The sequence below is a fragment of the Streptomyces armeniacus genome, from assembly GCF_003355155.1.
In the GTDB taxonomy this organism is placed as follows: Bacteria; Actinomycetota; Actinomycetes; order Streptomycetales; family Streptomycetaceae; genus Streptomyces; species Streptomyces armeniacus.
The window spans coordinates 4,927,611-4,953,179 of the sequence record NZ_CP031320.1; the positions used below are offsets into that span (position 1 = coordinate 4,927,611).

A 25,569-nucleotide genomic window follows, 5' to 3' on the forward strand; every position below is an offset into this window, starting at 1 on the left:
ACTGTGCCGTTTCCGTGCGTGGCACAGTCTGTCCAACACGGGTACGGCTAATCCAATGGATCACCGGGCGTACCGGGCGCCCCCGGCGTACCGGCCGCGGCCTCGCGGGCGGCGCCGCGCAGCGCGTGCCGCGCGATCTTGCCGGTGGAGGTGCGGGGCAGCGCGTCCACCAGACGCAGGGTGCGCGGCTGCTTGAAGCGCGCGAGTCCGGCGCGTACGTGGGCCCGCAGCTCGCCGCGCAGGTCGTCCTCGTCGCCGTGGCCGCCGTCGTGCGGGCGTACGTACGCGATGACCTCCGTGGTGGCGTGCGGTCCCGGCACGCCGACGACGGCGCACTCGGCGACCGCGGGGTGCCGCAGCAGGCAGTCCTCGATCTCGGTGGGCGCGACCTTGTACCCGCCGACCTTCAGCACGTCGTCCGAGCGGGCGACGAAGGTGAACACGCCGTCCGCGTCGCGGCTGAGCTGGTCCCCGGTGCGGTTCCAGCCGCCGGCCATGGTGGCCCGGGTCGCGGGCTGGTCGTTCCAGTAGCGCGCGGCGTTGGCCTCGCCGCGCACCCACAGGTGGCCGGTCTCGCCGGGGCCCAGCAACCGGCCCTGCTCGTCGCGGAGTTCGGCCTCGAAGCCGGGCACGACGGTGCCGGAGGAGCCGGGCGGGGTGGTGCCGGGCTCGGTGGCGATGAAGATGTGCAGGCACTCGGTGGAGCCGAGGCCGTTGACGATGCCGACGCCCGTCAGCGCGTGCCAGCGCTCGGCGAGGCTCGGCGGCAGCGGCTCTCCGGCCGACACGTACCGGCGCACGCTGCTGAGGTCCGCGTCCGCGTCGGACGTCCCGCTGCGCTCGACGACGGTGAGCATCGCCGAGTAGAGCGCCGGCACGGCGCACAGCACGGTCGGCCGGCGCTGCGCGACGAGCCGCAGCACCCGCGCCGCCTCGGCGGGCTCCGGCATCAGCAGCGTGGCGGCGCCCGCGGCGAGCGGGAACAGGAAGGAGTTGCCGAAGCCGTAGCCGAACGACAGCTTGGCCGCCGACAGGCACAGGTCGCCGCGGGTCAGCCCGAGCCGTACGGGGAACGTGTCGAGCACCGCCAGCAGCCCGCGGTGCAGGTGCACCACGCCGCGCGGCGCCCCGGTGCTGCCGGAGGTGTACTGGATGACGGCCATGTCGTCCACGCTGACCGGCGCGACGGGGCACTCCTCGGCGGCTTCGGCGAGGAGCCCGCCCAACGCGGGTTCGGGGCCCGTGTGTTTGTCGGCCGCGACCCAGATCTCGCGCGGCCAGCTCGCCTTGGCCAGTCCGGCGGCGCCGGGCGCGGCCCGTACGGCGGCGAGCTGCGCCGGCCCGACGACGGCGAGCCGCGGCCGGCAGTCGCTGAAGATCCGGGCGTAGTCGTCCGTGGTGAGCTGCGTGGACAGCGGCACCGGGACGGCGCCCAGCCGCAGCAGCCCGAGCACGCAGGCCAGATAGTCCGGGCTGTCCGGCAGCACCAGCGCGACCCGGGTCTCGTACCCGACGCCCGCGGCGGCGAAGGCGTTCGCGGCCCGGCAGGCCCTGGCGTGCATCTCGCGGTACGTGACCCGCTCGTGCTCGGTCACCGCGCACAGCGCGTCGCCGTGACCCGCCGTCAGATGGTCGTCCAGGAACCGGTGCACGCTGTTCCCGTCCGGCGGTACGGCCGGGCCGGATGCGCTGTCGAGTGGCTGCGTCATGACGGGGTACCTCCATCGCGGGACGTGCCGAAGACGAGTGCGGCGGCGGGGCCGTCCGGGTCGGTGGCGCACACCAGGGCGAGGGCCGTGGCAGGGGCCGTAGCAGGGGCCGTGGCGGGGGGCGTGAGGCCGAGTACGGCGAGGGCCGCCTGCACGGCGCCGGCGGCCCCGGTGCAGTCGCCGAAGGCGTCCGCCACGGCGGACGCGTCCGGTACGGGACGGGCGGGCGCCGGGAGGCCGTTGGCCTGGGTGCCGTTCGCCGGGGCGCCGTTCGCGGTGGGCGAGGGCCCGTCGAGGCCCGCCTCGGCGAGGGCCGCCCGGGTGGCGCGCTCCCCCGGCCCGCTCTCCGGCGGCCCGAACGCCGAGCCCGCGCCCAGGAGCCGGGCCAGCACGCGCGCGCCCCGGGCGCGCGCGGCGGCGCCGGACTCCAGCACGAGGACGACCGCCGCCTCCCCCGGCACCGCCGCCTCCCCCGGCACGAGCACCGCGTCGTCGGCGGCCCGGCGGCGGGCGGTGAGTTCGGCGTGGCCGAGGAGCTGGACGCCGCCCGCGAGCATGACGCCGGCGTCCCCCGTACGGATCGCGCGGGCGGCCCCGGCCAGCGCGTCGAGGGCGGCGGCGCGGCCCGTGGCCACGGTGAGGTTCGGGCCCGCCGCACCGGTGAGGATGGAGACGGCGGAGGCAGGCGCGTTCAGCCCGGTCTGCGGGCCCTGCGCGGGGTTGACGCGGCCGACGCCGCGCGCCAGCCGGGTCGCGAACAGCGCGGCGTAGTCCTCCAGTCCGGCGCTGGTCGTGCCCGCCGCGACCCCGACCGCGGGGTCCCGGTCCCAGGTGCCGGGCAGGCCCGCGTGCCGGCAGGCGTCCGCCGCCGCGACGGCGAACGCCCGGCTCTCCGCGCTCAGCGTGCGGACTCCCTTGGCCGTGGGGAGGTGTTCGGCCGGGTCGTACGGGGCGAGCGCCGCCAGCCGTACGGGCGCCGCCTCCGGCTGTCCCGGCGGCGCGGGCGGGACCCGCGCCTCCGCTTCCCGTGCAGCGGCGCCGCGGGGCGCGTCCGCGCGCCGCCGCAGTGCCTCGTGCCCGACGCCCGCCGAGGTGAGCGCCCCGATTCCGGTCACCACGACGTCGCCGCCGTGCGGGACGTACGTCATGTCCCCTCCCCCGCTCCGGCGTCCGCCCGGGTGAAGACCACGCAGCAGTTGTTGCCGCCGAAGCCGAACGCGTTGTTCATGGCGGCGCGCAGCGGCAGGTGCCGCGGTTTGTCGCGGACCAGCTCCAGTCCGCCGGTGAGGCAGTTGGGGTCCGGGGCCGTCACGTTGGCGGTCGGCGGCGCGACGCCGTCGCGCAACGCGAGGACGCACGCGGCGGCGGCGATCGCCCCGGCCGCGCCCTGGGCGTGCCCGAGCAGCGACTTGAGCGCGGTCACCGGCAGCGGCTCCGCGCTCCGCGTCCCCTCTCCGAAGACCTCGGCGAGGGCCCGGGACTCCGCCCGGTCGTTGGCGGGGGTGCCGGTCCCGTGGGCGCTGACGAGGTCGATGCCGTCGGGGCCGAGCCCGGCGCCGCGCAGCGCGGCCCGCATGGACAGCACCGCGCCCCGGCCCTCAGGGTGAGGGGCCGTCATGTGGTACGCGTCGGAGACGTTGCCGTGCCCGGCGACGACGGCGAGCGCGGGCGCGCCGCGCGCGCGGGCGCCCTCCTCGGACTCCAGCAGCAGCACTCCCGCGCCCTCGCCGAGCAGCAGTCCGGCGCGGTGCGCGTCGAAGGGCCGTACGACGTCGGGCGAGAGCGCGCGGAAGCTCGTGAACATCAGGAACATCGCCTCGGACAGCTCGTCGCTGCCGCCCGCGAGCATCGCGTCGGCGCGCCCCTCCGCGATGGCGTCGGCGGCCTGCGCGACGGCCTCGTTGCCCGCGGCGCAGGCGGTGGGCAGCAGCAGGTGCGGGCCGTGGAGCCGGAAGGAGACGGCGGGCAGTGCGCTGATCCGGGACGGGTTGTACGGCTGGGACGGCAGGGCGGGCGGCAGCGGTGACGGCGGCGCGCCCGGCCGTGACGGGGCGCCGGCCTCCGCCCCGGTCGGCTCCGCCCCCACCGGCTCCGCGTACGCCGTCTCCGCCCCCGCCGTATCCGCGTACGCCGCCCGCATCGCCGGTTCCAGGCCGGGCCGGTTCCCGACGACGATGCCGAACGCCGCGCCCACGCGCTCCGGTTCGTACGGCCCCGCCAGGCGGCCGCCGGCGTCCGGGCCGGGGTCCGCGAGGCCGCCGTCGGCGAGCGCCAGCCGGGTGGCGGCCAGCGCGAAGGACTCGCTGCGGGTCAGCGGACCGTGCCCGTACGAGTCGTCGGGCCAGGGCGGCGTCCAGTCGCGGATCTCGCCGCCGTGGTGCGTGAGGCAGTCGGCGGTGTCGAAGAGGGTGACGGGTCCGGTGCCCACGCGCCCCTCGCACGCCGCGCTCCAGAACTCCCCGGCGCCGGTGCCGAGCGCGGAGACGATCCCGAGGCCGGTGACGACGACCCGCCGCCGCTCCCCCGTACCGCCCAACTCACACCCCCAGAGCCCGCAGCGTGATCTTCACGGTGGCGCTGACCGAGTGCATCTCCGTCTCGTCGGAGACCGTGTACTCGACGCCGAGCCGGTCGCGGAGCGCGGCGACGAGTTCGAGGTGCTGCAGCGAGTCGCCCCCCGCCTCCCGGAAGTCGGTCTCGTCGCCCAGCGCCTCGGGCTTCAACTCGAAGATCCGCAGGGCGTGTTCGCGTACGATCTCGCGGATCTCGCTTTCGGACCCCGGTGTCGTCATCCGGCCCTCTCCTCTCGTTCCGTTGAGTACGGCGTCAGGGGCTCCCGGCCGTGCTGCTGCGGCTCCGCCCCCGCTGCCGCCGGCCGGCTGCCGGAGGCGAGCGCGATGACGGTCCGTACGGTCGCGGCGCTGATCCCGCCGGACCAGTGGAGGCGCTGCGTGGTGAGCGCCCAGAAGGCGGCACCGGCCGCGACCCCGCCGAGCGTCGCCCAGTGCGGCGCGTACAGCAGCGCGGCGACGGACAGGGACAGCACCCAGTACTGGTAGAAGAACTCGCGCGTCGCGTGCCGTTCCACGGGGGTGGACGCCCGCCACAGGCAGCGGCTCAGGGCCGCCGCGACCGGGATCAGCAGCAGCCACAGCAGGAACCGCCGGGGGAAGGCGCCGGCGAGCACGAACACCGTGACGAGGACGTATGTCGAGCCGACCATCGCGCCCGCGAGCCGGCTGCCGTGCCGGCGCAGCAGGTCGATCCACACGCTGCGGTAGCCGATGCTGGCGTCACCCGCCAGGTCGGTGAGGTCCTTGGCGCCGCCGAGCGCCAGCAGCGTCACCATGCCGACGGCGAAGAACGGCAGCCCGTAGCCGGCGAAGTCCCGCAGCACGTCGGCGTTCCACCGCTCCTGCGCGAGCACCGTGCCGATGACGAACGTGCCGCCGAAGTGGAAGGTCAGCAGCAGCGGCGCGAGGTAGCGGTTACGGGAAAGCCGCAGCCCGTAGGAGTAGTTGACGCCGCTGAACCCGGCGAGGAAGAGGAACAGCGCCAGCCACGGGTCCGGATGCAGCACGAGCAGCACCGCGTCCAGCAGCAGCACGGCGGCCCACCCGGCGAACGCCGCGCGGCGCAGCAACGGAAAGCCGGCCCGGCGGCACAGCTCGGTGCGTTCGGGCCGGTTGATCTCGTCCTCGGCGCGGTCGGCGAGCCGGTTGAGCGACTCCGTGCCCAGACCGTGCGCGAACCAGTAGACGGCCCCGAGCGCGACCCACTCCCAGCGGGCCCGTCCCTCGGCGACGAGAGCGGTGTAGTACGGCAGGAAGTACAGGGCGGTGAAGCGGACGCTGGTGGCCCGCAGCAGCGCGTCGGTTCTGGTCAAGGGTTCGCCACTCCACAGTGATGTGTGCTGCTCCGAGCGGGCGGGGTCGGGAGCCGGGGCGGTCCGGCCTGGCGGAGTCCGTACGGGAGTCCGTACGGCGGTCAGCTGGCGCGGTGCGCGACACCCGCGCACAGCAGGTCGAGGGTGTCCTTCGCGGACCCGTCCGGTAGCGGCCCGAGAGCGGCGCGTGCCTCCTCGACGTACGCGTCGAGCCGCTCGCGGGCCCGTCCCACGGCGGGATGGTGCCGCAGCAGGCCGATGGCCTCGGCGCACTCCTCGTCGGTGAGCTGCGTGCGGCGGCCCTCGGGGGCGGCGGTGCCGAGGAGGTCCCGCAGCCGGTCGCTGTCCTTGCCGGGGCTGCTCAGCGCGTACAGCAGCGGCAGCGTGGGGGCGCCCTTCAGCAGATCGGTGCCCGGCCGCTTGCCGGATTTCTCCTCCTCCCCGAACAGGTCGAGCAGGTCGTCGGAGATCTGGAAGGCCAGGCCGAACGCCTCGCCGTACCGCTCCAGCGCCCGTACGGACCCCTCGTCCGCCCCCGACGCCAGCGCGCCGAGCCGCAGGCAGGCGGTCAGCAGCGAGGCGGTCTTCTCGGAGACCATGGTGGCGTAGTAGTCGGTCGGGTCCTCGTCGTCGGCGGGACCGGCCATTTCCCGGATCTGGCCGGTGACGAGCCGTACGAAGGTGTTGACCTCCAGCCGCGCCTCCAGCGTCGGCAGCCGGGCCAGCAGCAGAAAGGCCTGGGCGAACAGGAAATCTCCGGTGAGCATGGCGACCGCGTCGTTCCAGCGCGCGTTGACGCTGGGACGGCCGCGCCGGAGCGTGGCGCCGTCGAGCACGTCGTCGTGGCAGAGCGCGGCGGCGTGCACCAACTCGCAGGCGGCGGCGCTGCGCAGGACATCGGGTTCGGCCGGATTCCCGAACCGGGCGGCGAGCAGGGTGAGCATCGGGCGGTGCCGCTTGCCGCCCGCGTCCATCAGATGCCGGGATGCCTCGTGGAGCAGGGACATCTCACTCTGTATCGATTCGCGGATGATCTCCTCGACACCGACCAGGTCCGCCTTGAGCTCGGTGGAGAGATCCTGCCCGGTCAATGGAGACTGCCGCGAAGTTCCAGCCTGGCCCACACGTTCCCCCTGACTGTCCGGTGACTCGCCATCCTCCGGGACACCCACGAGAGCGCTGTGCACGGCGTCTCTGGCCGTGCCGCGGGGGCGGGTTGGTCAACGGGGAGACGGTCGGTACGAACGGGACTGGCGCGTGGGCCAGAGTACTCATCTCACGCCTTATGGCAACAGGGTCTTGAGTGCCCCGGGGGAATACGAAACCGGCCTGCCCGAACGCGGTGATATCGGGAAGCGGGGAATCCGCTCCGGCGGCATCGCGGAATTGCTGATTCCGCCAACTCCGGCTGTCGTCAAGGGGGTTGACAGCACCGGAACGGGCTGCTTGCGCGGATGGATATTCCACGGAATGGGGAGCACGAATGCCTGCGCACGCCGCGCGACTCTGCCACGCCGAAAGAACACGGGTGCGGCGTTCGCTGTGGCGCCGTTTGCAATACGGCACGCGATTCGTCGCGCGTGGCGGCGGCCCGGCGGCCCTGGCGCCGGTGCGGTGACCGGCTCCTGGGCTAGCGCCTGTCGTAAAAGTCCCGCCTTGCCCACGACGCCCTGCACGCACATCTTCCCCCTGGGCCTTGACGGCCCGGGAGGTGCCCCCTGCGTTGTCGCACCGCCCGAGTAGCCCACTACGAGGACGGCACTCCGCCTTGCAGCTGCACGCACCGGACGCCGTGGGCACCGCCTTCGGCGGACGGCGCTACTTTGACGACAGGCCCTAGCGTGTGGGGGTGAGCACCGGGCAGGACGGGCAGAAAGAGCCAGAGGCCGAGCGGTGGTTGACGGACACCCGGGCGTCCTACGACGCCGACGCCGCCGACTACGCGGACGAGGTACGGAACCTGCTGGCCGAACTGCCGGCCGAGCAGGACGTCATGGCGCTGTTCGCCGAACGGGTGCGGGCGTACGGCGGCGGGCTCGTCGCGGACGTGGGATGCGGGCCCGGGAGGATCACCGCCCACCTGCGCGACCTCGGTGTGGACGCCTTCGGCATCGACCTGTCGCCCCGGATGATCGAGATCGCGCGGCGTGAGCATCCGGGTGTGCGGTTCGAGGTCGGGTCGATGACTCGACTCGGTCTCGCGGACGGTTCGCTGGCAGCCCTGATCGCCTGGTACTCGATCATCCACGTCCCCGACGACGCTATCGGCGCGGTCCTGGCCGGCTTCCGCCGGGTGCTGCGGCCAGGCGGTCTGCTGCTGCTGGGTTTTCATGTCGGCGACTCCTCGCCGCCCGAGCCGCGGGAGGACGGCGAGAGCTGGCCGGAGTCGTACGTCCGCCGCCGCCACCCGAGCCAAGTGGCCGCCTGGCTCGACGAGTCAGGCTTCACCGTCGAGACCCACCCCACGCTCACGTCGGCCGCCGACAGGCTCGGCGGAGTGCTGCTGGCACGCCGCCAGGTGTATTGATCACGAGCCTGACCGTCCGAGGCAGGCGGCTACGGGCCGAGCGTGTCTGTTCCGGCCGTCCGCCCGCCTATGTCGCGGCCGGGTCCGGCCTGCCCCGTGCGGAACTCACCGGCCGCTGCGGCGCCGACGAATCCCGGTCCGAAGGCGAGGAGCACCCCCTTCGCCCCGTCGGCGGGCGGCTGGGTGTGGGTGCGTGCGAGGACGTCCAGGACGGAGGCGCCGCCGAGGTTGCCGTACTCGCGGAGGCTGTTCCAGGAGTGCCGGAGATCGGTGTCGGCGAGGCCGAGCCCTTCGGCGGCCGCCGTGAGGATGCGGGGCCCGCCGGCGTGTACGGCCGCCCACTGCGGCGGGTGCGTGCCGTGGCCGGTCTCGGTGAGCCATCGGCGCAGTTCCGGCATGATCTCCGCGACCGCGCCGACGGCCTTGCTGTCGGAGTCGAAGTGCAGACCGTCGCCGTCCAGCCGGCCCTTGTACCGGTCGGTGCTGTGGGGCAGCACGTACTCCCAGGTGGCCTCGATGGTGAAGCCGGGGCCGTACGGGCGGCCGGAGACGAGGGTGGCGGCGGCGCTGTCCCCGAACAGCGCCTTGTAGATCATGGATTCGACGCTGGTGTCGCGGTGGTTGTAGACGGTGCTGAGGGTCTCGGCGACCACGACCAGCACGGTGTGGCCGGGGTGCGCCGCGACATGGTCGGCGGCTGTGACCAGGGCGTGGGCGCCGCCGGCGCAGCCCAGGGTGCTCAGGGGGATGCGCGTCACCGTGGGGCGCAGACCGATCTCGTTGATCAGGTCGACGTCCAGGCCGGGGCATGTCCAGGAGGTGGTGTGGCTGGTGACCAGGGCGTCGACGGAGTGTGGGGTCAGGCCGCTGTCGCTGAGCGCGCCGTTCGCGGCACGTACCGCCTGGCCGAGGGCGTCCTGGTACGCGGTCGCGTTGCGGTCGGTGATGCGGGCGTCCCCGGAGACCGTCCGGTCGGTCAGGGGCCGCGTCATACGGCGGGTGTCCACGCCGATACGACCGAGTACCCGCTGGATCGTCCTGAGCTTGGCGTGGGCGCCGTGGCGTGCGGAGATGTCGTCGATGATCTCCGGCGTGGTCACTTCGTACGGGGGGAGAGCGAGCGTGGGCCGGGCGACGCAGGCGGTCAACGGCGAGCCTTCCGGAGCGGGCGGCGGACTGACGTGCTCATCGTGTCAAGCGGATCTGCCGCGGGGGCGGGATCCGGCCGCCGGCCCTGCCGTGGGGGCGTCGGGAGTGAACTGGATGATCATGAGGCGGGCGCCGGGTGACCGCAGCGGCTCGGCCGCGCCGATGCGTACCGTGCCGGGGCCCAGCCGGGCGTGGTGGAGCGGCCGGGCGTCGCCGTCCGGGTGGGCGTACGCCATGGGGTCGCCGCGGTAGACGGGGCCGGCCCTCGGGTCCTGCCGTACTTCGGTCACCAGCTGGGCCAGGGTGGGGTGGTCCGGGTTCGCGGCGTGTGCGGCGCGCAGCTGCGAGATCACCAGTGGTGCCCAGCGTCGCTCCCAGTCGATGAGGACCTCGTCGCGGGCCTCGTCGTCCAGGAGCATCCACCGCAACGTGTTCCGCGGCGGCGCCCCGGAGGGGAACATGGCGGTGAACGCTTCGTTGTGCGCGAGGAGTTCCCAGCCCGCGCCGTTGACGTACGCCATGGAATCGAGCTCGTGGACGATCTGCTTCCACACCGCCGGGACATCGTCGCCGGCCGTCGGGTCCAGTGGGTACGGCGGCCGGGATCCGGTGGCGTAGACCCACAGGCTCAGCCACTCGTGCGCGGTGAACTTCAGGATTTCGGCGACGCGTTGCAGGAACGCGTTGCTCGGCGACTTCAGCCGGCCGCACTCGAAGCGGCCGTAGGTGCCGGGACGGCATTTGATCAGCCAGTCCATCTGGAACTGGGTCAGCCCTTTGGCATGCCGACCGCGGGGATCGCTGGGGCGGGTGAGTCCGTAATCGGCCGGGTCGATGCGTGCGCGGCTGTCGGTGAGAAGGTTCCGCAGATCTTCGCGTTGCACGCCGTGACCTCCCTTCCGCGGGGTTTTATATGGCTTCTTTTTCACATAAAAGTACGCCTCTGGAAAAGCCCCTGCTCGTCGGGTCAAGATGGCTGCGGGCGGACAGCACAAGCCCACCGCGCTCCACGTGGCGCGTGTACGAGTCCGCGGGGGCGCCGGTGAGGGGGCGGGGGCTTCACCGGCGCCCGCCTCCCGGGGCGCGCGGCTGCTCGTATCCGTCCCGCCACGGAGAAGGAGGCCCCGTGTGATGCCCCTGAACTCGCCCGAGACCGCCGAGACCGCAGAGACCGCCGAATCCACCGAGTCCACCGGCAGCCGGCCGCGCGTCTCGTCGACCGTGGCCTGGGACTGGCCGTTCGGCCGTACAGACGCCGAGGACCGCCGGTCCGCGCTGACCTCCGTCATCGGTCGCCTCGTGCTGGACAGTGCGACGGACGTGTCCGCCGGGGAGCGGCAGGTCGCCGACCTCGCGAAGGTCGCGGACATCGTGCAGCTCGCAGCCCCGCACAACCCGCTGGAGGACCTGCTGCGGCTCGCGCGCCGTGCCGCGGCCGCCGCACCGCTGGTGCTGACCGCCGGCTGGCACGAGGTCAACCTGTACGGCGCCGGGCGGTTCGCACAGTCAGCGCGCACCGCCGGTATTCGCGGGGTGCACCTGCTTGGCCTGAACGCCACCTCCGCGGCCGCCGGATGCTGGCTCACCCACGCACGGGACGCCGGGATCTCCACGGTCTTCACCGCCGGCAAGGGTCCTGGCGCGGCCGGCGCGGCCGCCTACAGCACCGCCTGGGTCCATTTCGATGTCGCCGCCGCCGATCTGCACAATCTCCAGGCGACCGCGCGGTCCCTACGGCGTATCGCCGGACGGCCGGTGTGCGCGGGGATCACGGAGCCCGGCCCCGGTGAGTGCGGGGATCACGTGCCCGCCCTCGCGGCGGCCGTCGCCGCCACCGGCACCGTCGACGGGGTGGTGGTGACCGTCAGACCCGGGCCCGAGGCACCCTCCGGAACCGGCGGTTCTGCCGCGGAACCCCGCGTGTGCAGGGAACCGGCCCGCGAATCTCACGCGTCGAGCACGAAGCTCTGAATCGCGGTGGCGGCGGCGCCGCGTGCCCACTCGGTGAAGCCGGTGCGCTGGACGGTGATGTCGAGGGGGCGTGCGTACGGGTTGCGGTCCTGGCGGATCGCGTCGTCGAGTGCCGTACGGGCGACCTGCGCCAGCCGGATGCCGTCCCCGCTGAGGATGATCTTCTCGGCCATGGTGATGTTCCCGACGGCCGCCGCCAGCCGGCCCAGTGCGGCCGCTGCCTCCGTGACCACCCGGCGGGCGACCGGATTCCCCTGCTCCGCGAGCTCCAGGCAGGCGTCGTAGCTGACGTCCCGTCCCAGGCCGAGGCTCGTACGGTGCCGGATCGCGGCGATGGTGAGCATGGCCTCGGCGCACCCCTGGTGCCCCTCCGGGCAGAGCGGCCCGAGCGGGTTGAGGGGATGGTGCCCGAGGAGCCCCACTTCGGCATCGGGTCCTGTCTGCACGCGGCCGTGCGTCACCAGGCCGTATCCGATGCCCTCGCCGATCGTCAGCAGCGCGAAGTGGTCGCACGTCCTGGCGGCGCCGAACCACTGCTCGGCGCGCGTGAGGGAGAGCAGGTCGTTGTCGACGACGACCCTGCAGCCCAGCGCCTCGGCCAGGGGGGTGCCCAGGTCCACGTCGTTCCAGCCGAGGTAGCGCGCGCTGCTCACGACGGTGTGGTCCCGGACCTGGCCGCCCAGACTGACGCCCGCCGCGGTGGCCGCCGGGACGTCCTGCTGCAGTGCGGCGGCCAGTTCGGCGACGGCCACGATGACGGTGGCCGGTTCGGTGTCCGGCAGCGGCCTGCGGTCCTCGGCCAGCACCTCGGCGCGCATCGAGGTGACCACGCCGTACGCGGCGTCCGCGGTGAGCTTGACGCCGAGGAAGTGGTGGGTCCCCTGCCGCAGATCGAGCGGCCTGGTGGGGCGGCCCGTGACCGGGTCGTGCTCGCCGGACATCTCGACGAGCAGTCCCGACTCGAGCAGTGGTTTGGTCAGCCGGGTCAGACTGCCCGGTGACAGCTGCAGCCTGCGCGCGATCTCGCTGCGGGGCAGCGGCCCGTCGAGCAGCACCTCGAGGGCAACGCTGCGGGCTGCGCCGGCCAGGGGCGTCCAGGCCAAGGGGAAACCTCCGGTTCAGCGGTCAGTTGGGGCGAACTCGCACGTGAGAGTCTCGCAGCAAAACACACTGAGCCTCAGAGCGCACGCCCTCCCGGAAGATACGCTCTGGGATCGGCGACCTTGACGCATCGAGACTATCTTCGCAAAACTCAGCCTCGGATCCGCCACCTCCCCGCGCCTGCACAAGCCGCACCACCACCTGGAGTCCGGAATGCCCCAGAGCACCGACGCGCACACCGCTCTCCCGCTCCAACTGCGCGCTGCGGGAGTGAGCGTGGTCCTGTGCGCGGCCGACGGCGGACTGCCGTCCGTCCTGTACTGGGGCGCCGATCTGGGCCCGCTCGACGGCCCGCAGCTGGCGCAGCTGCGGCACGCCGCCACGCCCAGCCCTGTCAGCAACGACCTGGACAGGGCCGTCTCCCCCTCTCTCGCCCTCGAGCACGCCGCCGGCTGGAACGGCCGCCCCGGCCTCACCGGACACCGCGACGGCACCGGCTGGTCACCGTTGTTCACCCTGACCTCCCTCGACGCCGCCGACCGCACGGAGGGCGGCGGCCGTACGGAGGGCGGCCGTATCGAGGCCACCGGGACTGACGAGGCGGCCGGGCTGGGACTGCGCATCGAGCTGGAGTTGCTCCCCTCCGGGCTGCTGCGGCAGCGCGCGGAGGTCACCAACACCGCGGCAGGAGAGCGGCCGTTCGCGCTCGACGCGCTGGCGCTGACACTGCCCGTGCCGCCCGTCGCCACCGAACTCCTCGACCTCGCGGGCCGCTGGGGACGCGAACGCGCCCCGCAGCGCACCCCGTTCGCAGTCGGCATGCACACACGCGAGAACCGCCGCGGCCGCACCGGACCGGAGGCCCCGCTCATCCTTGCCGCGGGCACCCCCGGCTTCGGCTTCCGCTCGGGCGAGGTCTGGGCCGTCCACGTCGCCTGGAGCGGCAACCACCAGACGTACGCCGAGCGGAACTCGACCGGCGCCGCCGTGCTCGGAGGCGGCGAACTCCTGCTCCCCGGCGAGGTGCGGCTCTCCCCCGGCGAGCGCTACCAGAGCCCCTGGGTGTACGCCACGTACGGCACCGGGCTCGACGCCGTCGCCGGGCGCTTCCACCGGCACCTGCGGGCGGAGCGTCCGCGCTCCGGGCCGCGCCCCGTGGTGCTCAACACCTGGGAGGCCGTCTACTTCGACCAGAGCCTGGAACGCCTCACCGAACTGGCCCGGCTGGGCGCGGAAGCCGGTGCGGAACGGTTCGTCCTCGACGACGGCTGGTTCCGCCACCGCAGGGACGACACCGCGGGTCTCGGCGACTGGTACGTCGACGAACACGTCTGGCCCGACGGGCTCGCCCCGTTGATCACGGCAGTGCACGGCCTGGGCATGGACTTCGGGCTCTGGGTGGAACCCGAGATGGTCAATCCGGACTCCGACCTCGCCCGCGCCCACCCGGACTGGCTGCTGGCGACCGGCGGACGGCAGCCTCTTGCCTCCCGCCACCAGCAGGTGCTGGACCTGGCCCGGCCGGAGGCGTACGCGTACATCCTGGAACGGCTGGACGCCCTCCTCGGCGAGTACGACATCGCGTACCTCAAGTGGGACCACAACCGTGACCTCCTCGACGCGGGCCACGGCCCGCAGGGCACCCCCGGTGTGCACGCCCAGACCCACGCGGTCTACCGGCTGCTCGACGAACTCCGCGCCCTGCACCCGCGGGTCGAGATCGAGTCCTGCTCCTCCGGCGGCCTACGCGTCGACCTCGGCATCCTCGAGCGCACCGACCGGGTGTGGGGCAGCGACTGCATCGAGCCCCTGGAACGGCAGCAGATCCAGCGCTGGACCACCCAGCTGCTGCCGCCGGAGCTGATCGGGTCGCACGTGGGCGCGCCCTGCTCGCACACCACGGGCCGCACCCACGACCTCGCGTTCCGGGCGGGCACCGCGCTGTTCGCCTCGTTCGGCATCGAGTGGGATCTCACCTCGGCCACTCCCCGGGAGCTGGCCGAACTCGCCCACTGGGTCGAGCTGTACAAGGAGGTCCGCGGCCTGCTGCACACCGGCGAGGTGGTGCGCGCCGAGCCGTACGACCCAGCGCTCGCCGTCCACGGCGTGGTCTCGGCGGACCGGCGGGACGCTCTGTTCGCCCTGGTGCAGCTCGACGCCCCGCTGACGTCCGTACCGGACATGGTGCGGCTGCCCGGCCTCGACCCCGGCACGCGGTACCGCGTACGCGTCCAGCCTCCCAGCGACGCCCGCGCGTTCCGGCAGAAGGTACCCACTCCGTGGACCGACGGCGGGGTGGTGCTCACCGGCAGCGCCCTCGCGCACGCGGGCGTACGGGCCCCGGCTCTCAATCCGGAGCAACTGCTGCTCGTCCGCGTCGAAGCGGTGTCGTGACGCCGCTTCCACGGGTCTCGCTTCTACGGGTGCCGCTTCTACGGAAGGAAAAGGAATCGGTGTCCCCATGGTCGGCACCGTTCCACGGCGTCACGGCGCCGCCGGGTCCTGCGCTGTGGCACCGAGAACCGCCAGCCACCAGATCTCCGCGCAGTCAGCGGGGTTGCGTACGTCGAGACCGGTCAGGTCGGTGAACGAGGCGAGCCGGTGCCGGAGGGTGTTGGGGTGGACGTGCAGCTTGAGCGCCGCCTCCTCGATACGCAGCCCGTGCTCCAGGAGGGTCACCACGGACTGCCAGATCTCCTGCCCGTAGCGGCGCTTCGCGCGCAGCGGGTGCAGGATGCGGCGGGTGAGCAGCTGGGTGACCTCCGTGTCACCGGCGGCCACGGCCGCCAGGCGCAGGTCGGCCATGCGGTTGATCCCGGTACGGCCCAGCCGGAGGGCCGCTGCCAGGGCCCGGGACGCCGACACGTCCGACTGGCGCAGGTGCCCCGCGGGGACGGCCGGCCCGGCCCCGAAGACCGCCAGCTCCACGGGAAGCGACGCTGACAGGGAGTCCGGATCGGCCACGCCCACCAGTTCGTGGTCGATCATCGCGGCGACGCCGTCGGGAATCATGCCGCCGGCGACGGCCTCACGCAGTACGCCCACGGGCACTCCGTCCAGCGGGCGGCCCCTGAACACGGCGTACGGACGGCCGGGGTCCAGGCCGAGCTCGGCCACGTACTCGGCGGGCATCTCCGCGCGAGGGTCCGTGAGCGGGTCGGACAGCAGGGCCCGCAGCGCCTCGCCGACGCGCCGTTCGTCCTCCCGCGCCGCATGGACATCGACTTCCCGATAGGCCTTGGCGACCGCCAGGGCCACCGTGTCGAGCCAGCGCCACAGCCACTCGCTGGTGGTGAGCAGATCCTCGGCGCCCACTCCCCCCTTGGCCAGCCGCTGCGCGAACACCGTCCAGAACTCGTGGCCGGCGACCTGGTACGCGGTGAGGATCGAGGCAAGCTTGATGCCCTGCCTGGCGCGCACCTGGCACAGCTTTTCCAGTGTCCGCAGGTCGTGCGGCTGGGGCTGCCGACCGGTGCTCAGCTGCTCGAGAGCCGTCAGAAGAATCCGGCGGTTGCCGCTGCGGAGCGACTCCACGGGTATCTGCTGATAGCTCGGCTCCACGCGGAGGATGACATCGATCAGTTGGGCGGCCGTACGGTCCAGGTCACCCCGATCACTGATGAATTCCTCCGCGATCTCGGCCACCAGGCCGGGAATTGGAACTCCCTCCAACCAACTGCCCTCCAGGTCGTAGGATTTTGCAATACAGCACGCGAGTCGTTGTGCGCCCGCGCCACACTACTCATGATCTGTACAGCCAGCGCGCGGTCATTGCGCTCACCGCGTCAGCAGACTTACTCGGCGCGTTCCGGGTAATCGCGACCGCAGGACCGGCGGCCGTCGAGGTTGTTTCACCCGGGCCGCCGGGGACACTTGCGCCCGGTCTCCATCAAAAGAATCCCAATTGACGGAACGAGGGCATGGATGCGTCATTTCGTCCTGCTGCCCGCGGCTCACAACAGCACCGTGGAGCCCGCGTTGGACGTCGGCAAAGCCATGGTCACCCGCGGGCACCGAGTCACCCTGATCCTGCACGAGCGCCATGCCGGCCTCGTACAGGAACCCGGTATCCGCACCATCGCCCACGACATCGACGAGCCCGTCACCGGAACGACCGAATACCCGCTCCCGCTCATCGAGCGGGAATTGGACGGCGACCTGCCCGACGTGCTCTTCTACGACGTCGGATTTTTCGCACTCGCACGTCTGCTGGCGCACCGCTGGTCCCGTCCCACCGTGCAGCTGTTCCCGCACTTCGGCGCGAAGGCGGCGTTCCGCCCCATCGGTGAAGCGATTGAAATAGAAACCGGCAACTCCCCTGATTCTCTCCGTTCCATCGGCATGGCGTTCCAGGACGCCGAATGGCACATCGTCCACAGTTTCGGGCACGAGCCTGAGCCCGGCGGCCCGGGAGCGGACGAGTTCCGTGCGGCCTACGACCGGCTGCCGCACCGGCAGGCGCTGCCCTACGCGAGAGTGCTCGTCTGCCACGGCGAGCTGGGAAGCGTCATGGAGGCGCTGTACTACGGCGCTCCCGTGGTCATCGTGCCCCGGACGCCCGAACACCGTTTCCTCGCACGGCACGTGACCAAGCTCGGTCTCGGTGTGACCGTGCAGCCCGACGCGTTGACCGCGCGCACGCTGTGCACCGCCGTTGACAGGCTGGTGCGCAACCGGCGCGTGCGCGAGAACGCCGTCCGGATGAGCCGGACGTGCCGCGGCGCCGGGGGCGTCAGCCAGGCCGTCGAGCTGCTCGAACGGTGGCTGGCCGAGGGACACGGCGAGCCCGGGCCACCGCTCCTCCGGGTCACCGTGCGGTCCGGCTGACGTTCTCGGCGCGGTCCGGCCGCGGGCGGGTGCGGGCGCGGGCGTGGCTGCGCCGCACCCACGCCCGCCTGCCGGCTGCGGTGTCAGTGGACGCTCATGTAGTTGCTGTCGATGTTGATGGTGTGGCCGCCGTGGGTCTCGCTGTGTCCGCCCCGGTACTGGTGCACCCGCTGCCGGTTGTCCCACTGGCCGTCCGGCACGTACGGCCTGAAGGCGGTGTTCCGCTCGCCGTTCCACCAGGCTGCCCAGATGTGGTTCGGCCGCGCGAACTTGTCCGAGCGGTAGGTGTCGGAGAGATCGGAGATGCCGGAGCTGATGCTGGAGTAGACGCCCGAGCGGTAGCCGGCCCGGTGCAGCTGGTTGGTCCAGCCGCTCAGGAAGCTGAGGACGGCGCGGCGGCAGGTGCTGTTGTCGTTGTTGTAGCCCTCGATGTCGTAGTAGAGGACCGAACGCGGGCCGATGGCCAGGGACTTCGCCTTGTTGACCGCCGCACCGGCCGCCCGGCGGCCCTGACCGCGCGCGGTCGACGCGTCGCTGGACATGGTGTGCGCGAACCGGTCGGCCTCGCAGGGCGCCTGCGGCCCGACGTAGATCGGCAGCGGATGCCAGCCGCCCGCCACACGGTGCCGTACCCAGTCGGCCGTGAGCTTCGGCTGCGCGCAGGCGCGGCTGATGCCGCCGATGTAGATGCCTACGGAGCGGAAGTTCGTCGTCTTGCGCCAGGCGCTCATCGCCTTGCCGCCCGGTGCCGTACACGCGTCGAAGCCGCGCCCCCGGAAGGTGCCCGGAGCCTCGACGGCCGCCGACGCGTCCACGTCGCCTGCCGTATCGCCTGCCGTATCTGCCGCCGTACCGCCTGCTTCTGACCTACCGTCAGCGGGCCGGGCGTCGGCGGTGAGCTTCGCCGACTCCAGTACGTCGGCCGCCTTGTCGCCGCCGAAGGACGACACCAGCACCCCGGCCCCGCGTACGACCACATGGCTCTCGCCGTCCTCGTCGGGCGCCACGGAGGCGGCGGCTCCCTTGCCGAGCACCCGTGCCCCGGCCGGCGGCTCGGTGCCGTCCAGCGCCCGGATCCACACGCTGGGCGCGCCCCCGACCGCGTGCGCCGGGCAGTCCTGCTGGCTCCCGGCGGGGCCGACGTACACGGTCGGAGTGTCGAAGAGGATGCACGCCGAGGGACGTTCAGCCAGATCGACCACCCGCCACGACGCCGGCACCGTGACGTCGTACCCGCGGTGGCTCACCTGCCGCGTGTCCCCCGGCCCCGCACCGCCGTCCGCCGTCCCCTCCGGCACGGCGCCGGCGGATGCCGCGGCCCCCACGGCAGCGGCAGTCGCGACGACCGCACTCATGGCGGTACGAAGCCGCCGGGAGCGTCTCTGCATGGTGTTCCCCTTGGTGGTCGGTGGTCGGCCGATCAGTGGTCGGTGGTCGGCAGAATTCCAGGGGACGCCCATACAAAACGGATACAAGCCCAGGCCGCCGCGCGGCGCCGGAGCCTCGGCGCATGGCTTGCGATCCGCTTGTGGCCGCGCCTCCACTCTGGTCGGCTGGTCCTTGCTTGCCGCGCTGTGGAGGGGGAACAGGTGGCGGTCCGGATTCACTTCACCCACGACGACCTTCTCCGTGTGTCCTTCGCGGAAGGTCCCGCTCTCCTTACCGAGACGGTGATCAGCCTGCGAACTCTGCAGCAACGAAGACCGGGCGCGATGTACGGGCCGTGGCAGCGCTGGGCGCGTCAGCGGATCCCGCGCTCGGTCCACGTACTGCGATCGCTGGTGCATCCCAAGGGGGCGATCCCGGATTTCCTCACACCGCTCGGCCAGCCGGATCTTGACACGGGCCTCGACGCGATGCTGCGCACACCGAAATCGCTCCTGCGGGCCGATCTGGCGACCTTCACCGAGTTCACCAACGCCCGGTTGCCGACGTGGGCCGGCCCGCTCACCGAGGGCTCCCCACGGACCTTGGAGGCGGTCGCCCAAGCGGTGCGGGCCTGGCACGAGACCGCGATCGTCCCCGTAGGCCGGCACCTGCACAGCCGCACCGAAGAGGCCCGGCTGTCGGCCGCCCGTACGCTGCTGGCCGAAGGGCTGGACGGGATGCTCTCCCGGCTGCACGCCACGATCAGCTGGAAGGCCCCCGTACTCGAACTTGCCTGCCCCGCCCGGGACATCGACATCCACTTGCGGGGTCGCGGACTGCGTCTGGTGCCGTCGCTGTTCTGCGGTCGCGAAGCGGCAGTCAACCTGAACCCCGGCCTGCCGCCCGTCGTGATCTACCCCGTCTCCCACGAGACCTTCTGGAGCCCGGCACACGCACCGCCGGACTCCAAGACCGGGCACGGCGCCCTGGGCGCCCTCCTCGGCCCCACCCGCGCCGCGCTGTTGCGGGCCGTCGTCGCCGGGCACGGAGTCACAACCAGCGGCCTCGCCCGCCGCACCGGCATCTCGCCGGCCACCGTCTCCCACCACACCACCGTGCTGCGCGACGCCGGGCTCATCGCCACCCATCGCACCGGCCCCAACGCCCACCACATCCCGACACCGCTCGGAACCCGGCTCGCAGGCGGCGAGCAGGTACGGCTCTCCTCCTGAGACCGGCTGCGGCCGCGCGCGGCACGCGGCTGAGTTCTGCTGCGCACGCCCCGCTGCGGCCGGCACCGTCCCGGCGCGCTGCCAGCCCTGTTCGAGCACCGTCTAAGCGCGTGGCCAGCGGCGTGCGGAACACCAACCATGTGGATGTGCCGAACGGGCCGGTGCGGCAGCAGAGCAAGTCCCGCCGACCCTGTCCGCGAACTCACGATCCGAGCCGTCCCGTTCGGATCGACCAGGGAGGGGAACATCCATGGAAATCCGTGTACGCCGCGGCCTGGCTGCAAGCGCTGCCGCGCTCTCACTCGGTGCCGGTCTGTCGATCGCCGGACCGGCTGCCCCCGCGCACGCCTCGGCCGCCGACTGCGAGGGCGGCGCCAACGAGTTCGTCGACATCTCCGACGACGCGTCCGGGAGTGTCGTCCGGTCAGTGGACATGGGTGCCGGCCGCTCCGTCACCCTTCATCACGGCAACATCCGCGGACTCAACCGGGGCTGGGCCAAGATCAGCGGTACCACCGTCAACGGGGACCTGGTGTGGATGGACTGGACGACGAACGGCGGCTCCAGATGGCTCCAGTGCGGACCGTTCGCCGTCAACCGCGGCCCCGGCACCTCGAAGACCAGCGCCGCGAAAACGACAAGCAGTCTGAGCACTTACAAGTTCCGCGCCTGCGGCTACCTCAAGAACGCCGGGCAGACGAAGTGCACTTCGTGGTGGTGACCACCTCCTGTCAGGCCGCCGCCCGACGCTCCCTCCGGTCGCGGAGGGCGGCGGCGAACACAGGCGCCACCGCGACCACCACGAGTACGAGATCCACCGCCATCGTCCAGCCGGGCACGCTCGCGGTCCGCTCCGTGCGCCACAACACAGCGCAGAAGGTCAGGAACAGCACGCCCAGCAGCGCGTTCATCACCAGCAGGGCGCGGGCCAGCCGCAGCGCGGAGGCGGCACTGTACGGGCGGTTCCCGGCTCGCGGCAGGGCGGCGGCCCAGCGCTCGCCGCCCGAGGGCAGCTCGTTCTCCGGCACGGTGCGTACGATCGCGGCCGCGCATGCCGCGTCCACCACCGTCAGCCCGGCGTAGACGAACACGATCATGAACGCGGCGCCGAACGACTTCGGGGTCCACGCGTCGACACCGCCGGTCCCGATGTGCCGGGGCACCTCGTCCGGCAGCTCCGGATAGACCACCGCGCCCCACACGGCCATGCCCGCCAGCAACACGATGCTGGGTATCAGCCACTCCCACGGAAAGCGCGGCACGGACCTCCGCACCTCGGCCTTCATGTCCTCTCCCCCGTCTGCCGACAAACGGGCCACAGGCTACCCAACGGTCGAGGCGTTCGGACAGCCGGACTCACATGCGAGGCGGCAGGACCTCGAGGATCTCGGCGATGCCCGCGACAGGTTGGGCTTCGTACATAAGGATCACGTGACCGGGCTTCAGGTGCCGCCACTGTTCGGGGCTCAGGGGGGCCAGGCGAACGTCCGCGGTTTCTCCGGGCCCGAGGCCCGGCGCGAACTCCACCCACAGCCTCGCGATGCCGAGTGCCGGTTTCCCGTCGGCGGTGCGATTGCCGATGTCCCACATGGGCCTGAGACGGCCGTCCCCGGAAAAGACCGTTCGGCGTCCGCCCTCTTTCGGATCCGCCAAACTCAACGTTGCCCGGAGAGTGCCGTGCCGGAGTTCCCAGCCCCGCCACTGACACCAGCGGTGGCTGCGGTCGAGCATCAGCTGCCGAGCGGCTTCGGCGAGCAGCTCCCAGAAGTCCACGGACACGGGGTGGGCGTCCCCGATCTCTTCGAGAAGGCCGAGCACCATCTCCCACTCTTGGAACCTGATCTCCTCGCGAACATCCCAGACCGTCTGGCCGTTCTCCGCCACGGCGTCCTCGGGTAGGAGATCGGTGGCCTGCCGAAGGAGTGTGAACGCGTCGTCCATGCCGTGCATTGTTCCTTGCCCCGGATACCCCGTTCATGAGTGGAGCCCGGCCACCTCAGACCGACCCCACCCGCTGGTACTCGAAGACCAGGTCGTACTTCGGCTGCTCGCCGTGGTCGTAACCCGCGTAGCGGACCAGCATGATCTGGAACAGCGGGTACTCCGGATCGGGTGTGATCTTCGCTTGCACGAACCTGGAGATGAGCCGGTGTACCGGCCGCCGGGAATCGCGGGTCGCCGGGTCCATCTGCTTCGCATCCGACAGCAGTACGCCGGCCGCGTCGACGATGGCCTTTTCCGATCGGCGGTCCGGGAACCAGAAGGCATGTGCCAGCCTGCGCTGAGCGATCGGCTGGACCTCTCGCCACTCCGTGTGTCTGGTCATGTCCTCGCTGGCCAGACGGTAGAGAAAATGCCGGTCCTCCACGGCAGGGTTCGGAGCGAAGAAGCGCCAGTTGGGAATCAGCATGCCGGAGCCGGTCTTGTCGAGGCGACGGATTCTGTTGTGGCCGCCACCCGGATGCTGGGACACCACGGTCGCCACGAACCAGCCCGCCAACACCACCGGGACCGCCCCGGCTATCGCCTTCCGGACGGTTTCCTTGCCAGTCATCTCGTCTCCGACTTCGCCGTCCCGGCACGGTCCGGGCCGGTGCCGCCGGGCTGCTTGACACTGTCGTTCATAATCCGCTCCAACGCCTCGGCGGTGCGCGGTGCGTACTCCCCCGACCACAGCATCGACTGGTGCGACGCACCCTCGATCTCCGTGACGCCGCCCCCGGTGCCGAGCGTGACGTATTCGTCCAGCAGCGGGCGCTGGCCCACTTCGGGCCTGAGCGTCTCGCCCGCCGCGATCACGGAGACCGGGACCGGCACCCTGTTCAAGGACCGGCCACCGTCCAGCATCAACGCGTAGGACTGTTCCCACTCGCGCTTGCCGGCCCGCCATGTCCTGCCGGCGGCCATCTCCCTGCGCAACTGCTTCTCGTACGGATTGCCGACGCAGAGTTTGAAGACGAGGTCCGCCTCCTCCGACAGGAGACTTCCCCCGAGATATGCCGTGACGGAGCCGAGCTTCATCGTCATGTGCGTGCTCCGGGAACCCTCGCGCTGGCGCGGGGACTTCATCAGTTCCCGGGGGTGCATGGGGTCGACAAGAATGATCCCGTCGACAGCGGGCGCGGGAGCCTCGCTGCCGCCGGACCGGCTGCTGGTACCGGCCACCTGATAGCTGAAGTAGCCGCCGAGCGAATGCCCGGCCAGGAAGACCGGACCGGCGCCGGCTCGCGCGTGAGTCACCACCTCGCGGAGATCGTCGACCGACTCGGCGAGGCAGTACGGCTCGTAGGCACGGCGTTGCGACTTCCGGTAGCCGGCACGGTCGTACACGACCACGGTGATCGCGGGGTCCAGCCGGTCGACGACCAGCAGCCAGGACACCGACGTGCTCATCAGGCCGGCGTCAAGCACCAGCGTGGGCCCGTCCGGCAGTCCGACGCGCTTGTAGCAGGTGAGGATGTTGCCCGTACCGCAGACGAGCCGGTGTTCCTCGAAGCCGGCGGGCGTGAAGGCGAGCGAGCGGAGAGACGCGTACATCTGGTGGGTCACTCCCACGCCGACCGCCGCTCCCATGGCCACGGCGGCGAGCCGCGGAAACGAGCCGTTCCTCACGCGGCACCCCGCTTCACGGGCGGCAGCGCCTCCGCCTCACGGCCCTCGGCCAGCGCTCTCACCGCCGGGTACGTGGCGATGAACGCCCACGCGAACCTGGACAGGCCCATGAACCGGGCGTTCGCCAAGTGGAAGCCCGCCATGACCACCAGTCCGAGGTCGATGTACTTGCCCCTCTTCAGAAGGAGCAGCGGGAAACCGGCCTCCAGCGCGAGGACCAGGTGGCACAGGGCCCGGGACGCGGCCGGGTACTTCGACAGCTGCTCGAAGAGCCACTTGTCGCCGTACGTCTCGGTGCGGAGGATCTTCACCAGGGCGTCGCCGTTCAACCAGACGGGGCCCGCCAGCTTCGCCCATCCCGAGGCGCCGTAGCAGAGCACGGTCTGCGCACCGATGAACTGGACGGCGGCCTTGCGGGACGCGTCGGTGCCGCCGGCACGGCCCAGTGCCGCCGCGGTCTGGACGAGAAACGCCACCTGGTCGGAGCCGTCCGTACCCAGCACGTGCCGTGGATAGATGAGGATTTGGGTAGCGGACAAGTACGCGTTGCAAACCAGCCGTACCGTGTTGTTGCGAACCGGCGAGACGAGCACGGCCGCGGCCAGCGCACGTGATCCGTGAACGGATTGGGTGACACGCTCCCTCGCCACCCAGTCCCTGACCCTGGAGAGGGCCCTGCTCTTCCTCGGCGCCTGATCACGCATGCACTGCCAGTCGTTGAGGCCCCCGGGGGCCCTGTCGGCGCTGCGTACCACGTATTCGAGGCTGGAGATCAGATGAGTTGCCGCGCCCAGCCGCTCGGCCGTGCCGAGCGGCTGGGCGCATGCCGACTCAATGGATCTGCGAATTCGAGACCACATGGAGTTCGTTGACTACCTTTGCTCTGGCGTCTGAGGACTTGCGCGTCATTCCGCGGCCAGGCAGCTGCCCATGCAGGCGTACTGCTCCATTATCGCGTACGCCACAGACGTGAGGTCCATCACCGGAGTGGTGCCCGAAACAGGGCCGGCCGCCTCCAGGTATCCGGATACTTCCTGGTCGCTGTTCACCTTTTCAAGCAGCACTGTTTTCTCCTCTTTACATGATTCGGATCATTTGACATCCGGACCCGGTGACGGGTCCGGAGACAGAGGCAACAGGCGAGGGCATCCGCGAAGGACAGCGGAGCCCGGCCCGGCCGAAGGCGGGGACGACTTCCAAGGGGAGGCGGCGCAGCGGGCCCGCAGGCCGCGACGGTCTTCTACGGCAGCCGCACCGACTGGCTGCCGGCTGCCGTGGGCGCGCCGGTCACCGAGGCACGTAACACGTGACCGCGGTCGTCATGGGACGGGAAGCGACAGGGGGTCGTCTCCGCCGGCACGAGCGGGACGAAGACGGGTATCGCACAGGTGACGGCGGCGCTCACCGGCGCGTTGCCTCTCCGGTGCGGGACGGCACGCTGCGTCCGAGGAGATCGCGCGCCTGACGTTCGGCCCGTTCGGGCTCGCGGTCCGCGATGAACCCCGCGAGACGTGTGTGGGCCTCGACGTCGAGGAGTTCGGCGGCACGGAGATCCATCGGCATGTCGGCGGCCGTCAGGGAGCCGTGCACCAGGCTGTTGAACGCGAGCAGGTAAGCGAGGTTGCCGGAGCCCTGGACGATCAGTCGCCACCAGGCGACGTCGGCGGCGCCCAGCGCGGCCAGGTCCGGGCCCGCCTGCTCGTAGCGTTCGGCGGCGGCGACCACCTCTTCGGCGGTCTGCGAGGAGCAGCGGCCGGCGCAGAGCCGGGCGGCGTCGGCGCCGATGCAGGCCCTCATCTCCAGGGCGTCAAAGGCGAGTTCGGGCGCCGCGACTCCCTCGCCGGACTGTGCGAGTTCCACGACCAGGTCGAGCCCGGCGGTTTCCCGCCAGTCCTGCACCAGGGTCCGGCCGCCGTGGCTGACCGCGACGAGCCGTGCCTGCTGAAGCCGCTTGACCGCCTCCCGTATGGCGTGCCGGTTCACGCCGTACTCCTCGGCAAGGTCTCGCTCGGCTGTCAGGGCAGCGCCCGCGCTCAGTTCACCGCTCAGGATCCTGTCGCGCAGCAGGACGTAGACCTGCTCGGAGACTCCCTCACGGCGGATTGGTGGTTGCCACATGCGCTCAGATTTCACCAAGCGGCGGCACTGGTCAACTGGTTGGACCAAAAGTTCACCGAACTTCTCGCG

Annotated in this window: 24 protein-coding genes; 6 read left to right on the forward strand and 18 right to left on the reverse strand. The window is 71.9% G+C overall.

Features of this window, described 5'->3' with window-relative positions; translation table 11 throughout:
• Positions 1 to 47: 47 nt before the first annotated feature.
• From DVA86_RS21505 to DVA86_RS21530, 6 genes are all read right to left on the reverse strand, one after another.
• The gene (locus tag DVA86_RS21505) at positions 48 to 1,709 is read right to left on the reverse strand and encodes a benzoate-CoA ligase family protein (RefSeq protein WP_208880615.1); all 1,662 of its coding nucleotides are present in this window, start codon (positions 1,707 to 1,709) and stop codon (positions 48 to 50) included.
• A complete protein-coding gene (locus tag DVA86_RS21510) occupies positions 1,706 to 2,857 on the reverse strand; it encodes a beta-ketoacyl synthase N-terminal-like domain-containing protein (RefSeq protein WP_208880617.1) in 1,152 nt (383 codons plus the stop codon). Before DVA86_RS21510 ends, DVA86_RS21505 begins: the two co-directional genes overlap by 4 nt.
• Complete coding sequence (locus DVA86_RS21515) at positions 2,854 to 4,245, reverse strand: beta-ketoacyl-[acyl-carrier-protein] synthase family protein (RefSeq protein ID WP_208880618.1); 1,392 nt, start codon at positions 4,243 to 4,245, stop codon at positions 2,854 to 2,856. The genes DVA86_RS21510 and DVA86_RS21515 overlap by 4 nt, the downstream gene beginning before the upstream one ends.
• Before the next feature lies 1 nt (position 4,246).
• Entirely contained in the window at positions 4,247 to 4,501 is a 255-nt protein-coding gene (locus DVA86_RS21520; RefSeq protein WP_208880620.1) for an acyl carrier protein, read from the reverse strand.
• Positions 4,498 to 5,595, reverse strand: a complete 1,098-nt coding sequence (locus tag DVA86_RS21525) for a UbiA family prenyltransferase (protein WP_208880621.1) — start codon at positions 5,593 to 5,595, stop codon at positions 4,498 to 4,500. Before DVA86_RS21525 ends, DVA86_RS21520 begins: the two co-directional genes overlap by 4 nt.
• Before the next feature lie 101 nt (positions 5,596 to 5,696).
• A complete protein-coding gene (locus DVA86_RS21530; RefSeq protein WP_245996887.1) occupies positions 5,697 to 6,686 on the reverse strand; it encodes a polyprenyl synthetase family protein in 990 nt (329 codons plus the stop codon).
• A 758-nt stretch (positions 6,687 to 7,444) separates the two neighbouring features.
• Between DVA86_RS21530 and DVA86_RS21535 the strand changes: the two genes are divergently transcribed.
• On the forward strand, positions 7,445 to 8,122 hold the full coding sequence (locus tag DVA86_RS21535) for a class I SAM-dependent methyltransferase (protein WP_208880623.1): 678 nt from the start codon (positions 7,445 to 7,447) through the stop codon (positions 8,120 to 8,122).
• A 29-nt stretch (positions 8,123 to 8,151) separates the two neighbouring features.
• On the opposite strand, the gene DVA86_RS21540 is transcribed toward DVA86_RS21535, so the two are convergent.
• Together DVA86_RS21540 and DVA86_RS21545 are read right to left on the reverse strand one after the other, a co-directional pair.
• Complete coding sequence (locus DVA86_RS21540) at positions 8,152 to 9,222, reverse strand: beta-ketoacyl-[acyl-carrier-protein] synthase family protein (protein WP_245996889.1); 1,071 nt, start codon at positions 9,220 to 9,222, stop codon at positions 8,152 to 8,154.
• A 93-nt stretch (positions 9,223 to 9,315) separates the two neighbouring features.
• The gene (locus DVA86_RS21545; RefSeq protein WP_208880627.1) at positions 9,316 to 10,155 is read right to left on the reverse strand and encodes an MmyB family transcriptional regulator; all 840 of its coding nucleotides are present in this window, start codon (positions 10,153 to 10,155) and stop codon (positions 9,316 to 9,318) included.
• A gap of 244 nt (positions 10,156 to 10,399) precedes the next feature.
• Here DVA86_RS21545 and DVA86_RS21550 point away from each other — a divergent pair, with 244 nt between their 5' ends.
• Positions 10,400 to 11,242 (forward strand): hypothetical protein, encoded by an 843-nt coding sequence (locus DVA86_RS21550; protein WP_208880628.1) that lies wholly within the window; start codon positions 10,400 to 10,402, stop codon positions 11,240 to 11,242.
• Here DVA86_RS21550 and DVA86_RS21555 read toward each other — a convergent pair.
• On the reverse strand, positions 11,218 to 12,345 hold the full coding sequence (locus DVA86_RS21555) for an ROK family transcriptional regulator (RefSeq protein WP_208880629.1): 1,128 nt from the start codon (positions 12,343 to 12,345) through the stop codon (positions 11,218 to 11,220). The genes DVA86_RS21550 and DVA86_RS21555 overlap by 25 nt on opposite strands.
• A 211-nt stretch (positions 12,346 to 12,556) precedes the next feature.
• Here DVA86_RS21555 and DVA86_RS21560 point away from each other — a divergent pair, with 211 nt between their 5' ends.
• Complete coding sequence (locus DVA86_RS21560; RefSeq protein ID WP_208880631.1) at positions 12,557 to 14,737, forward strand: alpha-galactosidase; 2,181 nt, start codon at positions 12,557 to 12,559, stop codon at positions 14,735 to 14,737.
• 90 nt (positions 14,738 to 14,827) lie between these two features.
• On the opposite strand, the gene DVA86_RS21565 is transcribed toward DVA86_RS21560, so the two are convergent.
• Entirely contained in the window at positions 14,828 to 16,015 is a 1,188-nt protein-coding gene (locus DVA86_RS21565) for a PucR family transcriptional regulator (RefSeq protein WP_208880633.1), read from the reverse strand.
• 252 nt (positions 16,016 to 16,267) lie between these two features.
• Between DVA86_RS21565 and DVA86_RS21570 the strand changes: the two genes are divergently transcribed.
• Positions 16,268 to 17,170, forward strand: coding sequence for a glycosyltransferase (locus DVA86_RS21570; protein ID WP_208880635.1), 903 nt, complete (start codon positions 16,268 to 16,270; stop codon positions 17,168 to 17,170).
• Between the two features lie 83 nt (positions 17,171 to 17,253).
• On the opposite strand, the gene DVA86_RS21575 is transcribed toward DVA86_RS21570, so the two are convergent.
• Positions 17,254 to 18,525: a glycoside hydrolase domain-containing protein gene (locus tag DVA86_RS21575; protein ID WP_208880637.1), complete on the reverse strand. Its 1,272-nt coding sequence runs from the start codon at positions 18,523 to 18,525 to the stop codon at positions 17,254 to 17,256.
• Between the two features lie 276 nt (positions 18,526 to 18,801).
• Between DVA86_RS21575 and DVA86_RS21580 the strand changes: the two genes are divergently transcribed.
• Positions 18,802 to 19,770 (forward strand): ArsR/SmtB family transcription factor, encoded by a 969-nt coding sequence (locus DVA86_RS21580; RefSeq protein WP_245996892.1) that lies wholly within the window; start codon positions 18,802 to 18,804, stop codon positions 19,768 to 19,770.
• 250 nt (positions 19,771 to 20,020) lie between these two features.
• Entirely contained in the window at positions 20,021 to 20,491 is a 471-nt protein-coding gene (locus tag DVA86_RS21585; RefSeq protein ID WP_208880641.1) for a hypothetical protein, read from the forward strand.
• Positions 20,492 to 20,501: 10 nt separating this feature from the next.
• Here the strand turns inward: DVA86_RS21585 and DVA86_RS21590 are convergent, their stop codons facing one another.
• The 7 genes from DVA86_RS21590 to DVA86_RS21620 all read right to left on the reverse strand — a co-directional run bounded on the left by DVA86_RS21590 (position 20,502) and on the right by DVA86_RS21620 (position 25,500).
• Positions 20,502 to 21,056, reverse strand: coding sequence for a DUF1648 domain-containing protein (locus DVA86_RS21590; protein WP_208880642.1), 555 nt, complete (start codon positions 21,054 to 21,056; stop codon positions 20,502 to 20,504).
• A gap of 70 nt (positions 21,057 to 21,126) precedes the next feature.
• On the reverse strand, positions 21,127 to 21,720 hold the full coding sequence (locus DVA86_RS21595) for a hypothetical protein (protein ID WP_208880643.1): 594 nt from the start codon (positions 21,718 to 21,720) through the stop codon (positions 21,127 to 21,129).
• Positions 21,721 to 21,766: 46 nt separating this feature from the next.
• Complete coding sequence (locus DVA86_RS21600; protein ID WP_208880645.1) at positions 21,767 to 22,324, reverse strand: DUF5819 family protein; 558 nt, start codon at positions 22,322 to 22,324, stop codon at positions 21,767 to 21,769.
• Positions 22,321 to 23,307: an alpha/beta fold hydrolase gene (locus DVA86_RS21605; RefSeq protein WP_222623346.1), complete on the reverse strand. Its 987-nt coding sequence runs from the start codon at positions 23,305 to 23,307 to the stop codon at positions 22,321 to 22,323. The genes DVA86_RS21600 and DVA86_RS21605 overlap by 4 nt, the downstream gene beginning before the upstream one ends.
• 71 nt (positions 23,308 to 23,378) lie before the next feature.
• Complete coding sequence (locus DVA86_RS21610) at positions 23,379 to 23,885, reverse strand: hypothetical protein (RefSeq protein WP_222623347.1); 507 nt, start codon at positions 23,883 to 23,885, stop codon at positions 23,379 to 23,381.
• 402 nt (positions 23,886 to 24,287) lie between these two features.
• Positions 24,288 to 24,446: a hypothetical protein gene (locus DVA86_RS21615; RefSeq protein WP_208880649.1), complete on the reverse strand. Its 159-nt coding sequence runs from the start codon at positions 24,444 to 24,446 to the stop codon at positions 24,288 to 24,290.
• 337 nt (positions 24,447 to 24,783) lie between these two features.
• Entirely contained in the window at positions 24,784 to 25,500 is a 717-nt protein-coding gene (locus tag DVA86_RS21620; RefSeq protein ID WP_208880651.1) for a FadR/GntR family transcriptional regulator, read from the reverse strand.
• Between the last annotated feature and the right edge of the window lie 69 nt (positions 25,501 to 25,569).